The sequence below is a fragment of the Comamonas sp. Z3 genome, assembly GCF_008121565.1.
Classification (GTDB): Bacteria; Pseudomonadota; Gammaproteobacteria; order Burkholderiales; family Burkholderiaceae_C; genus Comamonas; species Comamonas brasiliensis.
Map to the genome: position 1 here is coordinate 23,145 of NZ_VOQU01000012.1, position 19,451 is coordinate 42,595.

Consider the following 19,451-nt stretch of genomic DNA (forward strand, 5'->3'; position numbering starts at 1 on the left):
AGTCAGTTTCAGCCTCAATCGCTTGCCAGGCAAGCGCAAGAAGCTATCAAATCTGAACTACGCTGACAGTTCTATCCACCAGCCCTGAACCAGGCTGCGTTCTATGCCCTGATCTGCCACGGCCTGCAGTTGTTCGGCGCTCACGCAGCCGGGCGCAATTTCGGCCAGTGGCACCAGCACAAAGGCGCGCTGCCACATGCGCGGGTGGGGAAGAATCAGCTCGGGAGCCTGCGACTGCCTGTCGCCCCATAGCTCGATATCCAGATCCAGCGTGCGCGGTGCATTGCGGTAGGGGCGTTCGCGTCCGGCCTGCAGCTCGATCGCCTGCAGCGCGTGCAGCAGATTCAGCGGCTCCTGCTCGGTGCGCAGCAGCGCCACCGCATTCAGATAGTCAGGCCCGGAAGAATCAATGGGTTTGCTGCTGTAGAGCGAGGAAACGGCCAGCAGCTCGGTCCGGGCCAGCCCGGCCATCGCCGCCACGGCCCGGGACAGGGTCTGGCGCGCATCGCCCAGATTGGCCCCGAGACCGACGGCAACCGTATCGGTCGCCAGGGCAGGCGGTCTATTCATCGCCACCGGCTGCAGGAGCAGCGCCAGCGGATGGTTTGCGGCGACGGCGGCGGCGCTTTTTGGGCGCGGCGGCATCTCCTTCTGCAACGACCTGATCCAGCGGGCTGTCCTGCTCGCCTTCGGCTTTTTTCTTCGCCACGCGATGCACCTTGGGAGTCGTTTGCTGCTGGGCGCGCTGGCGGGCACGCTGCTCGTCGCGGGCCTGGGCAATCAAGTCATCGCGCTGGGCATCATCGGCCTGCTGGAACTCCTGCCACCAGCTGGCCAGGCTTTCCTCGACCTCGCCGATATCGGCACGCAGGCGCATGAAGTCAAAACCGGCCCGGAAGCGCGGCTGCGCCACCATGGAGAGCGGGGTGGCTCCGGTGCGCTTGTCAAAGCGTGGCTGCATGACCCAGATCTCGCGCATATCGGCGGCCAGCTTGCCCCGGCCCGAGACATCGCCGATACGCTGATCGAACACCTCGTCGATCGACTCCTGCAGTGCAGGGAAAGGGTGATAGCTCTTGGCCAGACGCTTTTCCCAGCCCTGCTTGACGTCCTGCCACAGCACGCAGGCCAGCAAAAAGCTGGGCGCCACGGGCTTGCCTTCGGCCACGCGGCGGTCGGTATCCATCAGTGCGGCCTGCACGAAGGGATGGTCGGCGCGCTCCATGACCACGTCCAGCAGCGGATAGATGCCGCGAGACAGACCCAATTCCTTGAGCTGTGCCACCGAGGCCAGCGCGTGACCGGTCTGCAGCAGCTTGAGCATTTCGTCGAACAATCGGCTTTGCGGCACTTCCTGCAGCAGCGGCTCGCACTCGACCAGAGGCTTGGCGGTCTTGGCTTCGAGCTTGAAGCCCTTGCTGCTGAGCTTGGCGGCAAAGCGCACGGCACGAATGATGCGCACCGGGTCTTCGCGGTAGCGCGTGGCCGGATCGCCGATCATGCGCAGCACCTTCTTCTTGGCATCCGCAATGCCGCCGTGATAGTCGACCACGATCTGTGTCTCGGGGTCGTAGTACATGGCGTTGATGGTGAAGTCGCGGCGCGTGGCGTCCTGGTCCTGCGGGCCCCAGACGTTGTCGCGCAGAACGCGGCCACTGGCATCCACGGCATGTTTCAGCCCTGCGAGCTGATTCTTGCTGGTACGTTCATTGCCGCTGACCTGCTCGGCCGCACTGTTGTCCAGAAAGGCCCGGAAGGTGGACACCTCGATGACTTCGTTTTCACGGCCACGGCCATAGACCACGTGCACGATCCGAAAGCGCTTGCCGATGATGAAGGCACGGCGAAACAGATTCTTGACCTGTTCGGGCGTGGCATCGGTGGCCACGTCGAAGTCCTTGGGGCGCAGGCCCAGCAGCAGGTCGCGCACGGCGCCGCCGACGATATAGGCCTCGTGGCCAGAGCGCTTGAGAGTCTGCACCACGTCGATGGCGCGACGGTCCACCAGGTTCGGGTCTATGCCATGAACCTGAACCGGCACTTCCTCACGCTTGCCGAACTTGGGCTTGCGCGAGCGGGGAGCTGCGGGCGCCTTGCCCAGCAGCTTGTCAATAATGGTCTTGATCATGGTGCTTCGCTAAATAGGTCCACGATGCGCCAGCCGCGTTCCTCGGCCAGGGCACGCAAGCGCGCATCGGGGTTGGTGGCCACCGGGTGATCCACTTTTTCAAGCAGCGGCACATCGTTCATGGAGTCGCTGTAGAAGGTCGCCTCGACGTCCTCCCAGCGCAGGCCGCGCTGGGTCAGCCATTCGGTCATGCGCACGACCTTGCCCTCGCGCATATTGGGAGTGCCGGCGATCTCGCCGGTGAACCAGCCGCTGTCATCACGCACCAGCTCGGTCGCCAGCAGATGATGCACGCCGAAAGCCTGGGCGATGGGACGCGTCACAAACTCGTTGGTGGCCGAGGTGATGACCACGGTATCGCCCGCATCCAGGTGCTGCTGCACCAATGCCAGGGCGGCAGGCTTCATGGCGGGACGAATCACTTCATCCATGAAACGCTGGTGCGCAGCCATGGCCGCAGCCGCGCCGCGCTGAACCACAGCAGCCGTGGCAAAGCGCACATAGTCGGGGATGTTGAGACGGCCGGCCAGATAGTCGTCAAAAAAGGCATCGTTCTGGCGCCCGAACTCCTCGCGGTCGCACCAGCCGATGGCGATGGAGAACTCGCCCCAGCCATGGTCGGAGTCCAGCGGCAGCAGCGTATGGTCCAGGTCAAACAGGGCCAGCCTGGGCTTGATAGCCAATTCAGAAGTCGACATTCAAATCCAACAAAAAATGCTGTGGCATGGCCAAAGCGGGGAGCGTGACCGGAGGCCTCACTCGGTTTCCAGCATGGTCTTGAGCAGCGGGATGGTGATGGCGCGCTTGTTGCGCAAGGCAAAACCGTCCAGCATGTCCAGCAGCTGCATCAGCGAGCCCAGATCGCGAGAAAAGCGTCTGAGCATGTAATCCATCACTTCGTCGCTCAAAAACACGCCACGGGCATCGGCTTCCTGACGCAGCACGGCACGCCGTGCCGACTCGTCGAGCAGATGCAGCTGATAGACATGACCCCAGCCAAGACGGGTGCGCAAGTCCTCACGCATCTTGAGATCGGCGACTGGCAGCTGACCCGCAGCCAGCACCCAGCGCGGCAGGCCGGTGGCGGGACTGGTGGCATTCACAAACCAGTTGAAGGCACGCGCCTGCTGGAACGGTGTGTAGATATCCACATCGTCCATGAGCACGGCGGCCCAGCGCTCGTCGAACTCGGGCGGGAACGGCGTGGATGCATCCATCCAGCCCACCATCGCGCCTTGCTCGCGCAAAGCTTCTCGCACCGCCTTGAGCAAATGACTCTTGCCGGACCCGGCCTCTCCCCAGAGATAGGTGGGCACAGGCGTGCGCGACTGCTGCAGCTGACCATCGCCCACCCAGTGACGCAGATGATCGATCAGCGCAGCATTCGGGCCGACGAAGAAACGCGCAAGCGTCGGGCCGGGCGCCATGCTGATATCCAGAGCCAGCTGCTTCATCTGCGACATACGCGCAGCGCCCCCTTTCCTGGGCATTCAACAGCCCATGCGGCGAAATCTGGCAGGAGATTCATCGGCATCAATGGTGAAAGATACAAAGGCCCGGACGCGCATTTAGATCAGGCCCTGCAATATGCCCTAGCGTGATCACTCGGTAACAAAAGCACTAATTTTAGTCTGCACTCGCAGCCCCGGGCGGGTTCGGGCTGATTTTGCCTACTGCCGTTGTTGCAGCCAGACCATGAATGCTGCAGCAAAACCCTTTGACGCATGTCCGGCCGCCCCCGCTGCACGGGCAAGCGCCGTAGAATCCCGGGGTTTCCGCCCAGCAGGGCGCCCCCGCACCGGATCCATCGATGAGCTCTTCCGCACCCTCCTCTACTCCCATTTCCTACAAAGACGCCGGTGTTGACATCGACGCAGGCGACGCCCTGGTCGAACGCATCAAGCCCCTGGCCAAGAAAACCATGCGCGAAGGCGTGATGGCCGGCATCGGCGGCTTCGGCGCCCTGTTCGAGGTGCCCAAGCGATACAAGGAACCCGTGCTGGTGTCCGGCACCGACGGCGTGGGCACCAAGCTCAAGCTGGCCTTCGAGTGGAATATGCACGACACCGTGGGCATCGACCTGGTGGCAATGAGCGTGAACGATGTGCTGGTGCAAGGTGCCGAGCCCCTGTTCTTCCTCGACTACTTCGCCTGCGGCAAGCTGCATGTGGACACGGCCGCCGCCGTGGTGGGCGGCATTGCCAAGGGCTGCGAGCTGTCCGGCTGCGCGCTGATCGGTGGTGAAACCGCCGAGATGCCCGGCATGTACCCCGATGGCGAATACGATCTGGCCGGCTTTGCCGTCGGCGCGGTCGAGAAGTCCAAGATCCTCAGCGGTCAGAACGTCAAGCCCGGCGACGTGGTGCTGGGCCTGGCCTCGCACGGCGTGCACTCCAATGGCTTCTCTCTGGTGCGCAAGTGCATCGAGCGCGCCGAAGCCCAGGGCAGCCTGCCCGAGACCCTGGACGGCAAGCCCTTCAAGGCCGCCATCATGGAGCCCACGCGCCTGTATGTGAAGAACGTGCTGGCCGCACTGGACAAGCACCCCATCAAGGCCCTGGCCCACATCACCGGCGGCGGCCTGCTGGAAAACATTCCCCGCGTGCTGCCCGAAGGCACCGCAGCCCATCTCAAGGCTGGCAGCTGGCCTCAGACCGAGCTGTTCGCCTGGCTGCAAAAGACCGCCGGTATTGACGACATCGAGATGAACCGCACGTTCAACAACGGTATCGGCATGGTGGTTGTGGTGGCCGCTGAAGACGCAGAAGCCACGGCAGCCACACTGGCCGAGCTGGGCGAGAAGGTCTACAACATCGGCGCCATCACGGAAATCGGCTCCGGCAAGCCCGTTGAAGTGCGCTAAGCAGGTCTTCATCACAGCCCCTCTATCCCGACCTGAATGACGCAGCATTTGCCCGCCCCCATCACTACGCAACCGGGTGCTTCACCCAAGGTCATACTGGCCAGTTACATATTGATGGGGGCAGCGCTGCTGCTCGTCATGCATCAGGGGATTCTTCCCGGACTGCTGTGCGTATGCGTGGGTTTCATGCTGACCCGCGCCCTGTCTCGCCTGCTGTCCCGGCTCAGTCCTCGCGCCTTTGCCCGCAATCAGCTGCCGCACTGGGCCCAGGTGGCGGCGACCACCGTCGTGATTCTGGCGCCCCTGGCCCTGCTCAGCGGCGCCCTCTCCCAAACCCGCACCTACATCACCGAGGCCCCCGCCCAGTACAAGGAACTGCTGGACTACCTCGCGGCCACGGTGCTGGAGCTGCGAGAGAAACTGCCCTCGGACATTGCCGATCAACTGCCTGACGGCGCCCAGGAGATTCAAAGCAAGCTGGCCGGCTATCTGGCCGCCAAGGCCGGCGTGCTGGCCACTGCAGGCCGAGCCTGGCTTACCGGCCTGCTCTACGCCTATGTGGGCCTGATCATCGGCGCTCTGGCCGCCGTACGCCCCATCGCCACGCGCCACCCGCCGCTGGTGCAGGCCCTGCAGCAGCGCATCGGACACTTTGCCCTGGCCTTCAAGCAGATCGTGGCCGCCCAGTTCTGGATCGCCGCCTTCAACACCTTGCTGACCTCCATCTTCCTGCTGGCCATATTGCCGATCTGGAAGCTGCAGCTGCCCTATACCCCCGCGCTGATCACGCTGACTTTCATCGCCGGCCTGATCCCCATCGTCGGCAACCTGCTGTGCAACGCCGTACTGACGCTGGTCGGCCTGTCGGTGTCGCCCGTGGCCGCCGCCGCCTGCCTGGGCTTCCTGATCCTGATCCACAAGGCCGAATACGTGATCAACGCCAAGGTCGTGGGAACGCGCACGCACATGGGCGTATGGGAGCTGCTGGCCGTGATGTTCGTGGCCGAGTCCGTCTTCGGCCCCGCCGGTCTGGTGGCGGCACCGCTGTTCTACGCCTATCTCAAGAAAGAGCTGGAAGCCGCACAGCTGGTGTAGGCTGGCAGCTTTCAGCCCGCGCGGCGCAGCCGGGCGATGGTCTTGACGATGTAATCGGCCTCCTGCCCCTGCGCAGCGGGCGCATAACGCTCCAGATCCGATAGCGCTCTTTCAACTACCCCCCATTGGGCATAGGCCATGCCTCGGTCCCGGTACAGCTCTTCGCGACCGGGCTGCAGCAAAATCAGGCGATTGAGCACGGCCACCAGCATGGGCCAGTCCTTCTGGACCTGATGAATCTCCTGCAGATTGCGCAGCATGCGCGCCATGACATCACGCGGATGGGCTGCCTGCAGATACAGACCCAGCGGCGGCGCATCGTCGGGCGTTATGCCTGCCTGATCGAGAAACGGCTGCAGGCGCTCCGCCAGCGCACTTGCGGAATAGGAATCGCCCGTCAGCGGGTCCTGCACCACCTGGCCCTGCGGCAGCATGGCCTTGACCAGGAAATGCCCCGGAAAGCCTATGCCTTCCACCGTCAGACCGATGCTGGCAGCCAGTTCCAGCCAGATCAGCGCCACGCTGATGGGAATGCCGCGCCGCGTCTGCAGCACATGGTGGATATAACTGTTGGCGGGGTCGTAGTAGTTGTTGAGGTTGCCGGCAAAGCCCAGCTCGCCATAGAAGAACTTGTTGAGCACAGCGAGCTTGTGCAGGCCGTCTTCCTCACCAGCCAGACGCTGCACCAGACGCACCTGCAGCCTGTCCAGATCGGCCTGCACGGCCTGCAGGTCAAGATCAGGCTCGGCATCCTGGGCAATGCTGATGGCCGCTTCCATCAGGGCAAAGTTATCGTCGCTCTGCACCAGGGACGCAAAATACTGCAGGGCCGTGGGGTACTCGTCAATCGTCCAGCTCATAAACCGGTTTGTAAGCCGCCTTGGCAGGCCACGCAAGCGGAATGCCCTTGATACGCCTGTAAAAACTGCACTGGCCGCTCACTTTTCCAATAGCAGCGCGAGCTCTAGCGGCGCAGCAACTGACGCAGATTCAGGCCTGACAACCTCAGCGCGCCGAAGTAGAGCACGGCGGCCCCGGCCATCATGGCGGCCAGCAGCCCAGCACGCAGCAAGCCATTGCTACGCAGGCCCACCCAGTCGAAATGTTGACTGCCCCAGAGCAGCAGCACCGCCAGCAAGGCACTGGCAGAGATCACCTGCAGGATGAACTTCAGCCACCCCGGTCCGGGCTTGTAGGTGCCGCGACGCAGCAAGCCGATGAGCAGCCAGGTCGCATTGACCAGCGCAGCTAGGCCGATGGACAGGGCCAGCCCCGTGTGCTTGAGCCAGGGCACCAGCACCAGATTGAGCAACTGCGTAATGACCAGCACCACGATCGCGATCTTCACGGGTGTGCGGATGTCCTGGCTGGCGTAATAGCCTGGCGCCAGCACCTTGATGGCCACCAGGCCCAGCAGGCCAGCGCCGTAGCCCATCAGCGCCAGGGCGATCTGTCCCACATCGCTGTCATGCAGGGCGCCACGATGGAACAGCGTGGCTACCAGCGGCGTGGCGAAGGTCAGCAGGCCCACGGCGCAGGGCACGGCCAGCAGCACCACCAGTCGCAGCCCCCAGTCCAGCATATTGGAGTAGCGCTCGCCGTCACCGGCCGCCCTGGCGGACGCCAGCTGCGGCGTCAGCACCACGCCCAGGGCCACGCCCAGCAGGGACGTGGGAAACTCCATCAGACGGTCGGCATAGAACAGCCAGGTCACGCTGCCGGGCGCCATATAGGAAGCGATCTGGGTGTTGATCATCAATGAAACCTGGGCCACGCCAACCCCCAGCAGCGCCGGCCCCATCAGCGCCAGGATACGGCGCACGCCTGCCTCGTCCCAGGCTGCGCGAATGGCTGCAGGCGAAAAGCCGATCCGGGGCATCAGCCCCATGGAGCGCAGCGCCGGAATCTGCACCGCCAGCTGCAGCACCCCGCCCAGCATCACGCCGCCGGCCATGGCGTAGATGGGCTCTATGCCCTGCTTTTCGAACCAGGGTGCTCCCAGCAGAGCCGCCACGATCATGCTGAGATTGAGCAGCACGGGCGTGGCGGCCGATACCGCGAACTTCTTCCAAGTATTGAGAATGCCTGCCGACAACGCCACCAGCGACATGAAGCCGATATAGGGGAACATCCAGCGCGTCATCACCACAGCGGCGTGATAGCCGTCGGGCGACTGGCGCATGCCACTGGCCAGCAACCAGACCAGCAGCGGAGCGCCGATCACACCCAGCACGCAGACCACCAGCAGCGCCCAGAACAGCAGGGTTGCAACATGACTGATCAGGTGGCGCGTGGCCTCCTCGCCATCCCGGGTCTTGCTCGCGGCCAGCACCGGCACAAAGGCCTGACTGAAAGCGCCCTCGGCGAACAGACGACGAAAGAGATTGGGAATTCTGAAAGCGACATTGAAGGCATCGGTCAGCGCATTGGCGCCGAACATGGAGGCCATGAGCAGATCGCGCACCAGCCCCGAAATACGGGAGGCCAGCGTCAGAAGAGATACGGTGGAGGCGGCTTTGAACAGTGACACGCAGCGAAGTGTATGCGTTCATGCCAAGCGCTGCAGGCTGATTTGCGGCGCTTTTCACTCTGTAGCAATCCAGCGATCTCAAACCAGACAAGGCCCAACACAGAGACATCGAGCAAGGGCCTTGGCGGCCCCGCCACCCCGCAGCGAGGATGTCGTCCCCCTTAAAGGGGGAGGCGGCAAAGTCGCACAGGGGGTGATACAATCCAGGGTTTTGCTGACATCATCCTCAGACACACAAGGAAATAAATCATGGCAACTAAAGCCAAAAAGAACCCCCGCCTGGCTTCTGGCCGCAAGCGCGCCCGCCAGAACGTCAAGCTGAACGCTGCGAACACTTCGCTGCGTTCCAAGTACCGTACTGCTGTCAAGAATGTCGAGAAGGCTGTTGTGGCCGGCGACAAGACCAAGGCAGCTGAACTGTTTGCCAAGGCTCAGTCCGTGATCGACGCGATCGCCGACAAGGGCATCTTCCACAAGAACAAGGCAGCTCGCGACAAGAGCCGCCTGTCCGCCAAGGTCAAGACCCTGGCTCTGGCTGCTTAACACCAGCCTCCCTCAAGCACGGATGACTTCGGTCATCTGCCGTTTGTAACGGGTGCGCTGTCAGCAAAAACATCAAAACCGCCTTAGGGCGGTTTTTTTGTTGTCCGCGCTCGACAGATAACTGACTTATCAGCGCATGCGCAAACCGCCTCTCCCTCTAGCACAAAGCGTCCTAATACGAATTGATTAGCGTCAGATTTTGACTTCCCTAGGACAATCCCCAGGTCGGGGAGTCTCATGTCTTTTATAGGACTTGCCCCGTATCTTCGCAAAAAGCCTGCAGCCTGCCCGCAGGCTTTTTTGATACTCAAGTCTAGAAAAAGTCATGAAAAAGTCGATCAAAGCAGGACTGGGAGCCGTCGCGGCCCTGGTCCTGGCCGCGCTATTGTTTTTGTTTTGGCCAATATTTCCTCGCTCCGTCCCCAAGGCCGAGAACGAGCAGCCCGTTGATGTGGTGATGGTGGGCGCCGGTGTGATGAGCACGACGCTGGCCACCTACCTGCAGGAGCTGCAGCCCGACTGGAAGATCGAGGTCTTCGAGCGCCTGGACGGCGTGGCCCTGGAAAGCTCCAACGGCTGGAACAACGCCGGTACCGGCCACTCGGGCTTTGCCGAACTCAACTACACGCCCCAGCTGCCCGATGGCAGCGTGGAAACCAAGCGTGCCGTGGGCATTGCCGAGCAGTTCGAGGTGACGCGCCAGTTCTGGGCCCACCAGGTCGGCCGCGGCCATCTGCAGTCGCCCGAGACTTTCGTGAACGCCACGCCCCATATGAGCTTCGTCTGGGGTGATGACAACATCGCCTTCCTCAAGAAGCGCCAGCAGGCCCTGGTCCAGAACCCCCTGTTCTACGGCATGGAGTACTCCGAAGACCAGGCACAGATCAAGAAGTGGGCCCCGCTGATGATCGAAGGCCGTGATCCGGCCCAGAAGATCGCCGCCACCTATATGCCCCTGGGCACCGACGTGAACCATGGCGTCTGGACCGAGCAGCTGATGGCCTCGCTCCAGAAGGGCCCCAACTTCCAGCTGCACCTGCAAAGCGAAGTCACGGCCCTGCGCCAGAACGCCGACAAGACCTGGAACGTGACCGTGGCCGATCTGGCCAAGGGCGGCCAGGAAAAGACCGTCAAGGCCAAGTTCGTCTTCGTCGGTGCCGGCGGTGCCGCACTCAAGCTGCTGCAGGCCTCGGGCATCCCCGAATCCAAGAACTACGCCGGCTTCCCCGTGGGCGGCCAGTTCCTGGCCATCGAGAACCCCGAGCTGGCCAAGCGCCACGACGTCAAGGCCTACGGCATTGCCTCCACCGGCTCACCCCCCATGTCCGTGCCCCACCTGGACGCCCGCCAGCTCGACGGCAAGCCCGTGGTGCTGTTCGGCCCCTTTGCACTGGCCACCACCAAGTTCCTCAAGAACGGCTCCTGGTGGGACCTGTTCTCCTCGGTCACCCATGACAATCTGATGGGCATGCTGCGCGTGGGCATCCACAACCTGGACCTGGTCCAGTACCTGATGCAGCAGGCCGAGCTGACCGACGCAGACCGTCAGGCCGTGCTGGCCCAGTACTTCCCCGAAGCCAAGCGCGAGGACTGGAAGCTGGTCACCGCCGGCCAGCGTGTGCAGATCATCAAGCGCGACCCTGAAAAAGGCGCCGTGCTGCAGTTCGGCACCGAAATCGTGGGCTCGGAAGACGGCAGCATCGCCGCCCTGCTGGGTGCCTCGCCCGGTGCCTCGACCGCTCCCCACATCATGCTGAACCTGCTCAAGAAGTCCTTCCCCGAGCAGATGGCCAGCACCGAGTGGAAGGCCCACATCCAGCAGATCGTGCCCTCCTACGGCCGCAAGATCAACGAGGATGCCGCCTATACCAACGAGATCCGCCGCATGACCAGCTCGGCCCTGAAGCTGCCCTATGTGGATGTCCCTGCCGATCTGGGCAAGAAGGCCGAAGCGGCTCCCGCGCCTGCCGCAGCTCCCCAGAACCCCACCCAGCTGAACAAGGAAATGCAGGCGCTCTAGGCCCGGCACTCCCCGCACCGGCCTGCCGGTGCCCGCCCCGCCGGCCTGTGCCGCGCGGGGTTTTTTCTTGCAGAGTCCGCCGCCTGGTGCTCTGCAATTTCCTTTACCCCATGCACCAGCCCCTGACCCACGCACCGATAGGCCGCGCCCTGCTGCGTTTTTCCCTGCCTCTGTGGGGCGGCTATGTGCTGCAGTCGCTCAATACCTCGGTCAATGCCTTCTGGATCGGACGCCACCTGGGTGAGAGCGCACTGTCTGCTGCCCTGCATGCCAACAATCTGCTGTTCGCACTGATCGCTCTGGTCTTCGGCATCAGCCAGGCCGCCAATCTGCTGGTGGCTCAGGCCGTGGGCGCGGGCCGCTGGACCCTGGCCCGCCGCATCACGGCCACCAGTGCCAGCCTGTTTCTGGGCATGTCCCTGCTGATGGCCGCCCTGGGCTGGCCGCTGGCAGTCCCCATGCTGGACGCCGTGGGGGCCGATCCCGCCACCGCCGCGCTGGCCGTGGACTATCTGCGCGTGCTCTTTCTCGCGCTGCCGCCCATGCTGCTGCTGATCTTCGTGGCCGCCGTGCTGCGCGGCACGGGCGACAGTCGCACGCCTTTCGTGGCCCTGCTGGGCGTGGCCCTGGGCGATGCCCTGCTCAACCCCTTGTTCATCTTCGGTGCCGGCCCCCTGCCCGGCCTGGGCATGGCAGGCTCGGCACTGGCCACCCTGGTGGCCAACAGCCTGGGCCTGGCGGGCCTGCTGGCCTGGCTGCGCTGGCAGCGGCTGCCGCTATGGATAGGCTGGCGCCAGCGCCGCCATTGGCGGCCAGTGCCTGAGCTGCTGCGCTGCCTGGTCATCAAGGGCCTGCCCATGGGCCTGCAGATGCTGGTGGTCTCGCTCTCCCTGGTGCTGATGCTGGCCCTGATCAACACCCATGGCACCCATGTTTCTGCCGCCTACGGCGCGGCCCTGCAGCTATGGGCCTATGTGCAGATGCCGGCTATTGCAGTGGCCTCGGCCTGCACCACCATCGCCGCCCAGAACGTGGGCGCCGGTCACTGGCCACGTGTGGCGCGCACGGCGCGTGCCGGCGTGGCCTGCCACCTGCTGCTGACCGGCGCCTGCGTGGCCCTGCTGCTGGCCTGCGACCAGTCCGTGCTGGCCCTGTTTCTGCCCGAGGGCAGCACGGCCCTTGAGCCCGCGCGCCACCTCAACCGCATCGTGCTGGGCTCGTTCGTGCTGCTCGGCGTGAGCAGCGTGCTGGCCGGCGTGGTGCGTTCCACGGGGGCGGTGCTGGCTCCTCTGGTCATCCAGGCCCTGGCGCTGTGGGGCCTTCGCCTGCCTCTGGCCTGGGGGTTGCAGCCTCTGTGGGGGCAGGATGCGCTGTGGTGGAGCTTTCCGCTCAGCGCGCTGGCATCCATGCTGCTGTCCATCGCCTACTACCGCTGGGGCCCGTGGCGCCAGTCACGGCTGCTGGACAGCACGACAGCGCAGAACTAGCCCGCCCGCAGCACACAGATACAAAAAAAGCTTCCCGTGGAAGCCTTTGTCGTTTGCGCGGCGCCTCTGGGCACCTGAAAAATCACTTCTTGCCAGCTGGCAGCTTGTCAGGCAGCAGGCAGGCCTCGGCCACTTGCAGATCGTTGTCCTTGGCGAAATTCAGACAGAAGTCCCAGGCCATGGGTTCGTAGTCGCGCAGATCCCGGTTGATGACCACGCATTTGGTGCCGTTCATCACCGTGGGCACGCACCAGGGAGAGTAGCTCAGATGGCTTCCGGCGCAGGCACCACCAGGACGAAACTGACTCATGACACCGGCCAAGCGCTCGGCCCAGTCGCTGGGTCGAAAGGTTTTTCCGGCATGAGTCATACCCATGATGAACAGTTCTTTGCTGGAAGGGGTAACCATCAAATATTCGCCAAAAAGATCCGGCAACCAGGCGGGATCCCCGCCAACATGCCTAAACGACTATTCTAACTCTTGTATAAGAGCCATGCTGTCAACCCCACAATGGCGTAGGTTGATTGCATGGCAGCGATGCGCAATCCGCAATGTTGGGGGCTATCCGGGCACTCTAGAATCAAAGCTCTCATTTTTCAGGTGCCGCTGTGCGCCGTTGACCTTCCTTCTCAGGAGACTCTTGCAATGACCGCTTTCATCGAGGCAGCTTCGCCCCACGTTATGCCCACTTACGGCCGCGTACCCATCGCGCTGGAGCGCGGCCAGGGCTGCCGCGTTTGGGACGTGAACGGCAAGGAATACCTGGACGCGCTGGGCGGCATCGCCGTCAACACCCTGGGGCACAACCACCCCAAGCTGGTGCCCGCGCTGCAGGATCAACTGGCCAAGCTGATCCACACCAGCAACTACTACCATGTGCCCGGCCAGGAAACCCTGGCCAAGCTGCTGACCGAGCGCTCGGGGATGACCAATGTGTTCTTCTGCAACACCGGCCTGGAAGCCAACGAGGCAGCCATCAAGATCGCCCGCAAGTACGGCGTGGACAAGGGCATCGCCAAGCCAGAGATCGTGGTCTACGACCATGCTTTCCATGGCCGCTCCATTGCCACCATGAGTGCCACCGCCAACCCCAAGGTGCGCGACGGCTTCGGTGCTCTGCTCGACGGTTTCACTCGCGTGCCCCCCAATGACTTCGAGGCACTGACTGCGGCCACCGAAGGCAATCCCCATATCGTCGCGGTGATGATGGAGCCCATCCAGGGCGAAGGCGGCCTGCACCCCATGCGCGCCGACTACCTCAAGAAGGTGCGCGAGCTGTGCGATGCCAAGGGCTGGCTGCTGATCATGGACGAGGTGCAGGCCGGCATGGGCCGCACCGGCAAGTGGTTTGCCCACCAGTGGGCCGGCATCACCCCCGATGTGATGACCCTGGCCAAGGGCCTGGGCTCGGGCGTGCCCGTGGGCGCCGTGGTGGCGCACAAGGCGGCTGCCGAAGTGCTCAAGCCCGGCAACCACGGCTCCACCTTTGGCGGCAACCCGCTGTCCATGCGTGCCGGCGTGGAAACCATCCGCATCATGGAAGAGGACGGCCTGCTGTCCCATACCACCGAGGTGGGCGACTACCTGAAGGCTAAACTGCAGTCTGAACTGGGCAGCCTCGAAGGCTTTGTCGAAGTGCGCGGCCAGGGTCTGATGATCGGCGTGGAGCTGGCCAAGCCCTGCGGCGAGCTGATTGGCCAGGCCGCAGAAGCCGGCCTGCTGCTGAGCGTGACCGCCGACACCGTGATTCGCCTGGTGCCGCCGCTGATCCTGAGCAAGGCCGAAGCCGACGAAATCGTCGCCAGGCTCAAGCCCCTGGTTCAAGCCATCCTGGCCGCCTGATCCTCAAGGAATACTGCATGAAGCATTACCTGCAATTTAGCGACTTCACCGCCGACGAATACGACTACCTGCTGGAACGCGCAGCCCTGATCAAGAAGAAGTTCAAGGGTTACGAAAAGCACCACACGCTGACCGACCGCACCATGGCCATGATCTTCGAGAAGGCCAGCACGCGCACCCGCGTCAGCTTCGAAGCCGGCATGTACCAGCTCGGCGGCTCGGTGGTCCATCTGACCACGGGCGACAGCCAGCTGGGCCGCTCCGAGCCCATCGAGGACAGCGCTCGCGTCATCAGCCGCATGACCGACCTGGTCATGATCCGCACCTTCGGTCAGGACAAGATAGCGCGCTTTGCCGAGTACTCGCGCGTGCCCGTCATCAACGGCCTGACCAACGAGTTCCACCCCTGCCAGATCCTGGCCGACATCTTCACCTTCATCGAGCACCGCGGCTCGATCAAGGGCAAGGTGGTTGCCTGGGTGGGCGACGGCAACAACATGGCCAACACCTGGCTGCAGGCGGCCGACCTGCTGGGCTTCACGGTCCACGTCAGAACGCCCGGCGGCTACGAGGTGGACGAACAGCTGGCCTTCAACGGCAAGCCCGTCAACCCCGGCTGCTACAAGGTGTTCAAGGATCCTCTCGAAGCCTGCAAGGGTGCCGATCTGGTCACCACCGATGTCTGGACCAGCATGGGCTACGAGGCCGAGAACGAGGCGCGCAAGAAGGCTTTTGCCGACTGGTGCGTGGATGCCGAGATGATGGCCTCGGCCAAGTCCGACGCCCTGTTCATGCACTGCCTGCCTGCCCACCGCGGCGAGGAAGTGGAGGCCGAAGTCATCGACGGACCGCAATCCGTGGTCTGGGACGAGGCCGAAAATCGCATGCATGTGCAAAAGGCACTCATGGAGTACCTGCTGCTGGGCCGCCAGCCAGGCTGATTCGGCACGTCCGGGCTCATCTGCATACCTTCACCTCCATGCACCTGAGCCACATCACATCCCCACACCGCCAGCGGGCCCTGCGCCAGCTGGCGGTGTTTCTGTTTCCGCTGCGCCCCACGCAGGGCGATGCGCGCTACGGCCAGCGCGGCGGCCTGCTGGCGCTGCGCCAGCCCCACATGGCACGCCACACGCGCGTGCCATCCGTCTTCGGCCCGCGCAAATCCTTTGCCGCGCGCGTGCGGGCGCTTCATGTCCGCATCCACACCTTCTATCTGAAGTTTCTTCAAGGCCATACCTAGTGGCCCGGCACCGGAAGCCGCAGGCAGCCCTGCGCGCCGGCTTCTTCCCTCGACCTCCAACAGCCGTCCTTGCCCGAGGAGGACGGCGTGACCCCGATGCCTGAATCCTTGAAGAAACACGATGTCCGAATCCGTCCACCCCTGCCTGAACTGTGGCGCCTGCTGCCAGAACTACCGTGTGGAGTTTTCCATTTACGAGCTGCAGTCCATGGGCGGCACCGTCCCCGATGAACTGGCCCATGAAGTGCCCGGCAAGGGCAACCGCGCGCGCATGAACGGCACGGAACGCCACCCGGTGCGCTGCGTGGCGCTGCGCGAGCTGCCCGAAGTCGGCGCAGGCTGCATAGGCTGCGGCATCTACGAGCAGCGCTCGCGCCCCTGCCGCGACTTTCCGTTTGCCTCTTACGGCTGCCACGACACACGCGAGAAGTTCGGCCTGCCGGCGCTGAGCGAGGAAGAAGTCCAGCCCTGGCTGGAGGCCGCCTGAGATTTCGACAAACCGGCCAGCGCTATCAAATAAAAAGCTGCCTGCGCTTGCCAATCAGGGAATTCAGATACAAAAGCATCTGAATTGCAGAGATAGCAAGCGCAGGCAGCTATATTTTTAGCTGATTTGATCAGGCTCCGCCTGTGTTCAGGCCTTTCGGGTGTCCGAGCAGCTGTCGCCGCCACAGGCGCTGCAACCGCCGCAGCTGCCGCTCTTGGCCGCCGGAGCCAGCGAAGGATGAACCCGCGTCAGCTTGCGGCGCAGACCGGCCGGCATGAAACGCCAGGCCAGCGATACGGCGGCCACCAGCACGATGGCGCCGACTATCAGTTCCTGCCACATAGACAATCCTTTCTCAGCCCCAGCCCAGGGCCACGGCGATGCGATAGGTCACGAAGCTGGCCAGATAGGCCAGAGCAAACAGATAGCCGGCCATCAGCAGCGGATAGCGCCAGCCATTGGTTTCGCGCTTGACCATGGCCAGCGTGGAGATGCACTGGGGCGCAAACACGAACCAGACCAGCAGGGACAGCGCGGTCGCCATCGACCAGCTGCTGGCGATCAGCGGGCTCAGCTGCTGGGCCATCGCGTCATCGCCCACGGCCGACAGCGCATACACCGTACCGAGCGCCCCCACCGCCACCTCGCGAGCGGCCATGCCGGGCACCAGCGCAATGGCGATCTGCCAGTTGAAGCCGATGGGCGCCAGCACCACTTCCAGGGCACGGCCGATCTGGCCCGCAAAGCTGTAGCGAATCGCGCCTTCGGTCACGCCCTCGGGAGCGCCGGGGTAACTGGAGAGGAACCACAGCACGATGCTGACGGTCAGGATGATGCCGCCGACGCGGCGCAGGAAGATCATGGCCCGCTCGTACAGGCCCAGCACCAGGCTGCGCAGGCTGGGGATGCGGTAGGAAGGCAGCTCCATCAGCAGCGGCGTGCGGGTCTTGACCCTGGTGGCCAGCTTGCCCACCCAGGCCACGGCCATGGCACTGACGATGCCGCCGACATAGAGGGCAAACAGCACCAGGCCCTGCAGATTGAAGAAGCCGGCCACGGTCTGCTCGGGGATGAAGGCACCGATCAGCAGCGTGTACACGGGCAGGCGTGCCGAGCAGGTCATCAGCGGCGCGATCATGATGGTCAGCAAACGGTCGCGCCAGCTCGAAATCGAACGCGTGGCCATGATGCCGGGCACGGCACAGGCAAAGCTGGACAGCAGCGGAATGAAGGAGCGTCCGGACAGGCCCACGCTGCCCATGATGCGGTCCAGCAAAAAGGCGGCGCGCGGCAGATAGCCCGAGTCTTCCAGCACCAGGATGAAGAAGAACAGAATCAGGATCTGCGGCAGAAAGACCACCACCGAGCCGGTGCCGGCGATCACGCCGTCGACCAGCAGGCTGCGCAGCACGCCATCGGGCATCACGCCATGCACCCATTGGCCGAAGTCGCTGACCAGGCCTTCGATGCCGTCCATCAGGGGCTCGGCCCAGCTGAACACGGCCTGGAACATCAGGAACAGCGTCACCACCAGCAGCAGCGTGCCCCACAGCGGGTGCAGCACCACGGAGTCGATGCGATCGTCACGCTGCGTGGGAGCCGCAGGCTCCTGCACGGTCTGGCGCATGATCTCGGCCACCTGCTGGTGCAGGGCCAGCAGCTGGGCGCGCGAGTTGCTACCCGTCACGGGCTTGAACTGGCCTTCGAGCGTCGGAGCCTTGAGCTGCCTGGCCTGATCGCTGTCCAGCCAGGTCAGCAAATCCCTGGCGCCGGACAGATGCACGCCCACGCTCTCCACCACGGGCACGCCCAGCAGCTCGCTGAGCTTGGCCTTGTCGATGACCAGGCCCTGGCGACGCGCCATATCGCTCATATTGAGCACCACCACCATGGGCAGGCCCAGGGCGCGTGCTTCCAGCACCAGCCGCAGGTTCAGGCGCAGATGGGTGGCATCGGTCACGCAGACCAGCAGCTCGGGCGGCGCTTCGCGCGGGTGCTGGCCCTTGACGATGTCGCGCGTGATGCGCTCGTCCTCGCTGTGCGCATCCAGGCTGTAGGTGCCGGGCAGGTCCAGCACGCGCACGCGGCGCTTGCCGGGCGTGCTCAGCCAGCCTTCCTTGCGCTCCACGGTCACGCCTGCGTAGTTCGCCACCTTCTGGCGGGCGCCGGTCAGCAGATTGAACAGCGCCGTCTTGCCGCAATTCGGGTTGCCCAGCAGCGCTGCGCGCAGGGGCGCCTGCTCCGCAGCTTGAGGGCTCATCATGGTGATCTGGGATTCGCGCGCGTTCATGCTGCGGCCTCCAGCTGCACCAGCACCTGGGCCGCCTCGTGGCGGCGCAGCGCAAACGTCGCCTGACCTATGCGCACGGCCAGCGGGTCGGGGCCGGGAAAGCCGGTGGCGACGACGCGCACGGACTCGCCAGGCAGAAAACCGATTTCCATGAGTCTGAGCAACAGGCTTTCATCCTCGCCTTCGGAGGAAGCCAGATCCACCACCCGGGCTGGCTGATTCACCACCAGCTGATCCAGGCCCATGACGGGCCCGGTTGCGGCGGCCGTGGCTGCAGCGCTGGAAGATGGCACGCCGGATTCAGACGCTTGAACAGAAAAAGCATTCATGGACGAAGTAACTGACACTGCCTCAGACCTCGCCGAGGGGGACTGCAAAGAACTCATAGCGCATTATTAATTGATTTTGATTCTCATTTTCCATTGACTGTAGGCGATTGGTGCACAACGGTGGCGAATTGACACCAGCAGCATGGATTATTGGGAGGGTATTGCGCAACGCGGTTGACAAATCGGCAGCCCGGCACAACCCAAGGATTTGCACAGCTGCGAAAATCGCCGTCCCACCGGAAAAATTCCGCCTCTCCCATGACTCATCCCTGCCTTAGCTGCGGCGCCTGCTGTGCGTCCTTTCGTGTCGATTTTTCCGTACACGAGTCCCAGGAGCATGGGGGCAGCGTCCCCGCCGGGCTGGTCGAGGAGGTCACCGACTACACCTGCCGCATGCGCGGCACGGACTGGGCCAGGCCGCGCTGTGCCGCCCTGGTGGGCAAGGTGGGAGAGAAGGCGTACTGCGGCATCTATGAATGGCGCCCCTCGCCTTGCCGCGAGTTCGCCGCGGGCTCGGATGCCTGCAACCGCGTGCGCCAGCGCCATCAGCTGCCGGTGCTGGAAAGCGGCCTGATCTAGGAGCCTGGCCAGCC

The 19,451-nt window shown here is 63.8% G+C and carries 20 protein-coding genes; 10 read left to right on the plus strand and 10 right to left on the minus strand.

The genetic code is table 11. From position 1 onward, the window contains the following. Positions 1-57: 57 nt before the first annotated feature. Genes folK through hda form a run of 4 tightly spaced genes read right to left on the minus strand, consistent with a single transcriptional unit; the run spans position 58 to position 3,582 of the window. Positions 58-570, minus strand: a complete 513-nt coding sequence (folK, locus tag FSY59_RS26350; RefSeq protein WP_148729979.1) for a 2-amino-4-hydroxy-6-hydroxymethyldihydropteridine diphosphokinase — start codon at positions 568-570, stop codon at positions 58-60. Then, positions 563-2,128, minus strand: coding sequence for a polynucleotide adenylyltransferase PcnB (pcnB, locus tag FSY59_RS26355; protein ID WP_050872001.1), 1,566 nt, complete (start codon positions 2,126-2,128; stop codon positions 563-565). Before pcnB ends, folK begins: the two co-directional genes overlap by 8 nt. Next, on the minus strand, positions 2,125-2,826 hold the full coding sequence (locus tag FSY59_RS26360; protein ID WP_003052618.1) for an HAD family phosphatase: 702 nt from the start codon (positions 2,824-2,826) through the stop codon (positions 2,125-2,127). The genes pcnB and FSY59_RS26360 overlap by 4 nt, the downstream gene beginning before the upstream one ends. A gap of 57 nt (positions 2,827-2,883) precedes the next feature. After that, complete coding sequence (gene hda, locus FSY59_RS26365; RefSeq protein ID WP_003070849.1) at positions 2,884-3,582, minus strand: DnaA regulatory inactivator Hda; 699 nt, start codon at positions 3,580-3,582, stop codon at positions 2,884-2,886. A gap of 356 nt (positions 3,583-3,938) precedes the next feature. Here hda and purM point away from each other — a divergent pair, with 356 nt between their 5' ends. Together purM and FSY59_RS26375 are read left to right on the plus strand one after the other, a co-directional pair. After that, positions 3,939-4,991, plus strand: a complete 1,053-nt coding sequence (purM, locus tag FSY59_RS26370; RefSeq protein ID WP_003052609.1) for a phosphoribosylformylglycinamidine cyclo-ligase — start codon at positions 3,939-3,941, stop codon at positions 4,989-4,991. Positions 4,992-5,027: 36 nt separating this feature from the next. Further along, positions 5,028-6,086: an AI-2E family transporter gene (locus FSY59_RS26375; protein WP_003052607.1), complete on the plus strand. Its 1,059-nt coding sequence runs from the start codon at positions 5,028-5,030 to the stop codon at positions 6,084-6,086. 11 nt (positions 6,087-6,097) lie between these two features. Here FSY59_RS26375 and FSY59_RS26380 read toward each other — a convergent pair whose 3' ends face one another. Next, positions 6,098-6,946 (minus strand): SirB1 family protein, encoded by an 849-nt coding sequence (locus FSY59_RS26380; RefSeq protein ID WP_003052604.1) that lies wholly within the window; start codon positions 6,944-6,946, stop codon positions 6,098-6,100. Positions 6,947-7,050: 104 nt separating this feature from the next. Next, a complete protein-coding gene (gene murJ / locus FSY59_RS26385) occupies positions 7,051-8,616 on the minus strand; it encodes a murein biosynthesis integral membrane protein MurJ (RefSeq protein WP_148729980.1) in 1,566 nt (521 codons plus the stop codon). Between the two features lie 249 nt (positions 8,617-8,865). Here murJ and rpsT point away from each other — a divergent pair, with 249 nt between their 5' ends. From rpsT to FSY59_RS26400, 3 genes are all read left to right on the plus strand, one after another. After that, positions 8,866-9,159, plus strand: coding sequence for a 30S ribosomal protein S20 (gene rpsT, locus FSY59_RS26390; RefSeq protein WP_003052598.1), 294 nt, complete (start codon positions 8,866-8,868; stop codon positions 9,157-9,159). A gap of 325 nt (positions 9,160-9,484) precedes the next feature. Next, positions 9,485-11,179 carry a malate dehydrogenase (quinone) gene (gene mqo / locus FSY59_RS26395; protein WP_148729981.1) on the plus strand — a complete coding sequence of 565 codons (1,695 nt, stop codon included), beginning with the start codon at positions 9,485-9,487 and terminating at the stop codon, positions 11,177-11,179. A 110-nt stretch (positions 11,180-11,289) separates the two neighbouring features. Next, the gene (locus tag FSY59_RS26400; protein ID WP_148729982.1) at positions 11,290-12,666 is read left to right on the plus strand and encodes an MATE family efflux transporter; all 1,377 of its coding nucleotides are present in this window, start codon (positions 11,290-11,292) and stop codon (positions 12,664-12,666) included. An 82-nt stretch (positions 12,667-12,748) separates the two neighbouring features. Here FSY59_RS26400 and FSY59_RS26405 read toward each other — a convergent pair whose 3' ends face one another. After that, a complete protein-coding gene (locus FSY59_RS26405; protein ID WP_003052588.1) occupies positions 12,749-13,075 on the minus strand; it encodes a DUF3579 domain-containing protein in 327 nt (108 codons plus the stop codon). A gap of 237 nt (positions 13,076-13,312) precedes the next feature. On the opposite strand from FSY59_RS26405, the gene FSY59_RS26410 reads away from it, so the two are divergent. The 4 genes from FSY59_RS26410 to FSY59_RS26425 all read left to right on the plus strand — a co-directional run bounded on the left by FSY59_RS26410 (position 13,313) and on the right by FSY59_RS26425 (position 16,239). After that, complete coding sequence (locus FSY59_RS26410; RefSeq protein WP_003052583.1) at positions 13,313-14,509, plus strand: aspartate aminotransferase family protein; 1,197 nt, start codon at positions 13,313-13,315, stop codon at positions 14,507-14,509. A gap of 17 nt (positions 14,510-14,526) precedes the next feature. Continuing rightward, on the plus strand, positions 14,527-15,450 hold the full coding sequence (gene argF, locus FSY59_RS26415; RefSeq protein ID WP_148729983.1) for an ornithine carbamoyltransferase: 924 nt from the start codon (positions 14,527-14,529) through the stop codon (positions 15,448-15,450). A 38-nt stretch (positions 15,451-15,488) separates the two neighbouring features. Continuing rightward, the gene (locus FSY59_RS26420; protein WP_003052575.1) at positions 15,489-15,752 is read left to right on the plus strand and encodes a hypothetical protein; all 264 of its coding nucleotides are present in this window, start codon (positions 15,489-15,491) and stop codon (positions 15,750-15,752) included. A gap of 121 nt (positions 15,753-15,873) precedes the next feature. Next, positions 15,874-16,239 (plus strand): YkgJ family cysteine cluster protein, encoded by a 366-nt coding sequence (locus tag FSY59_RS26425; protein WP_003052573.1) that lies wholly within the window; start codon positions 15,874-15,876, stop codon positions 16,237-16,239. Between the two features lie 147 nt (positions 16,240-16,386). On the opposite strand, the gene FSY59_RS26430 is transcribed toward FSY59_RS26425, so the two are convergent. Genes FSY59_RS26430 through FSY59_RS26440 form a run of 3 tightly spaced genes read right to left on the minus strand, consistent with a single transcriptional unit; the run spans position 16,387 to position 18,858 of the window. After that, the gene (locus FSY59_RS26430) at positions 16,387-16,581 is read right to left on the minus strand and encodes a hypothetical protein (protein WP_003052570.1); all 195 of its coding nucleotides are present in this window, start codon (positions 16,579-16,581) and stop codon (positions 16,387-16,389) included. Positions 16,582-16,594: 13 nt separating this feature from the next. Then, positions 16,595-18,529, minus strand: coding sequence for a ferrous iron transport protein B (feoB, locus tag FSY59_RS26435; RefSeq protein WP_003052569.1), 1,935 nt, complete (start codon positions 18,527-18,529; stop codon positions 16,595-16,597). Then, positions 18,526-18,858, minus strand: a complete 333-nt coding sequence (locus FSY59_RS26440; protein WP_019042650.1) for a FeoA family protein — start codon at positions 18,856-18,858, stop codon at positions 18,526-18,528. The genes feoB and FSY59_RS26440 overlap by 4 nt, the downstream gene beginning before the upstream one ends. 258 nt (positions 18,859-19,116) lie before the next feature. Here FSY59_RS26440 and FSY59_RS26445 point away from each other — a divergent pair, with 258 nt between their 5' ends. Next, positions 19,117-19,437, plus strand: a complete 321-nt coding sequence (locus FSY59_RS26445; protein WP_003052565.1) for a YkgJ family cysteine cluster protein — start codon at positions 19,117-19,119, stop codon at positions 19,435-19,437. Positions 19,438-19,451: the final 14 nt, after the last annotated feature.

Excerpts from the sequence above, each read along its gene's own strand:
- FSY59_RS26420 (WP_003052575.1), top strand. The coding sequence starts at position 15,489 with ATGCACCTGAGCCACATCACATCCCCACACCGCCAGCGGGCCCTGCGC.
- FSY59_RS26445 (WP_003052565.1), top strand. The coding sequence starts at position 19,117 with ATGACTCATCCCTGCCTTAGCTGCGGCGCCTGCTGTGCGTCCTTTCGT.
- folK (WP_148729979.1), bottom strand. The coding sequence starts at position 570 with ATGAATAGACCGCCTGCCCTGGCGACCGATACGGTTGCCGTCGGTCTC.
- FSY59_RS26375 (WP_003052607.1), top strand. The coding sequence starts at position 5,028 with ATGACGCAGCATTTGCCCGCCCCCATCACTACGCAACCGGGTGCTTCA.
- rpsT (WP_003052598.1), top strand. The coding sequence starts at position 8,866 with ATGGCAACTAAAGCCAAAAAGAACCCCCGCCTGGCTTCTGGCCGCAAG.
- FSY59_RS26425 (WP_003052573.1), top strand. The coding sequence starts at position 15,874 with ATGTCCGAATCCGTCCACCCCTGCCTGAACTGTGGCGCCTGCTGCCAG.
- hda (WP_003070849.1), bottom strand. The coding sequence starts at position 3,582 with ATGAAGCAGCTGGCTCTGGATATCAGCATGGCGCCCGGCCCGACGCTT.
- mqo (WP_148729981.1), top strand. The coding sequence starts at position 9,485 with ATGAAAAAGTCGATCAAAGCAGGACTGGGAGCCGTCGCGGCCCTGGTC.
- FSY59_RS26360 (WP_003052618.1), bottom strand. The coding sequence starts at position 2,826 with ATGTCGACTTCTGAATTGGCTATCAAGCCCAGGCTGGCCCTGTTTGAC.
- feoB (WP_003052569.1), bottom strand. The coding sequence starts at position 18,529 with ATGAACGCGCGCGAATCCCAGATCACCATGATGAGCCCTCAAGCTGCG.
- FSY59_RS26400 (WP_148729982.1), top strand. The coding sequence starts at position 11,290 with ATGCACCAGCCCCTGACCCACGCACCGATAGGCCGCGCCCTGCTGCGT.
- argF (WP_148729983.1), top strand. The coding sequence starts at position 14,527 with ATGAAGCATTACCTGCAATTTAGCGACTTCACCGCCGACGAATACGAC.
- FSY59_RS26440 (WP_019042650.1), bottom strand. The coding sequence starts at position 18,858 with ATGAATGCTTTTTCTGTTCAAGCGTCTGAATCCGGCGTGCCATCTTCC.
- FSY59_RS26410 (WP_003052583.1), top strand. The coding sequence starts at position 13,313 with ATGACCGCTTTCATCGAGGCAGCTTCGCCCCACGTTATGCCCACTTAC.
- pcnB (WP_050872001.1), bottom strand. The coding sequence starts at position 2,128 with ATGATCAAGACCATTATTGACAAGCTGCTGGGCAAGGCGCCCGCAGCT.
- FSY59_RS26380 (WP_003052604.1), bottom strand. The coding sequence starts at position 6,946 with ATGAGCTGGACGATTGACGAGTACCCCACGGCCCTGCAGTATTTTGCG.
- FSY59_RS26405 (WP_003052588.1), bottom strand. The coding sequence starts at position 13,075 with ATGGTTACCCCTTCCAGCAAAGAACTGTTCATCATGGGTATGACTCAT.
- purM (WP_003052609.1), top strand. The coding sequence starts at position 3,939 with ATGAGCTCTTCCGCACCCTCCTCTACTCCCATTTCCTACAAAGACGCC.
- FSY59_RS26430 (WP_003052570.1), bottom strand. The coding sequence starts at position 16,581 with ATGTGGCAGGAACTGATAGTCGGCGCCATCGTGCTGGTGGCCGCCGTA.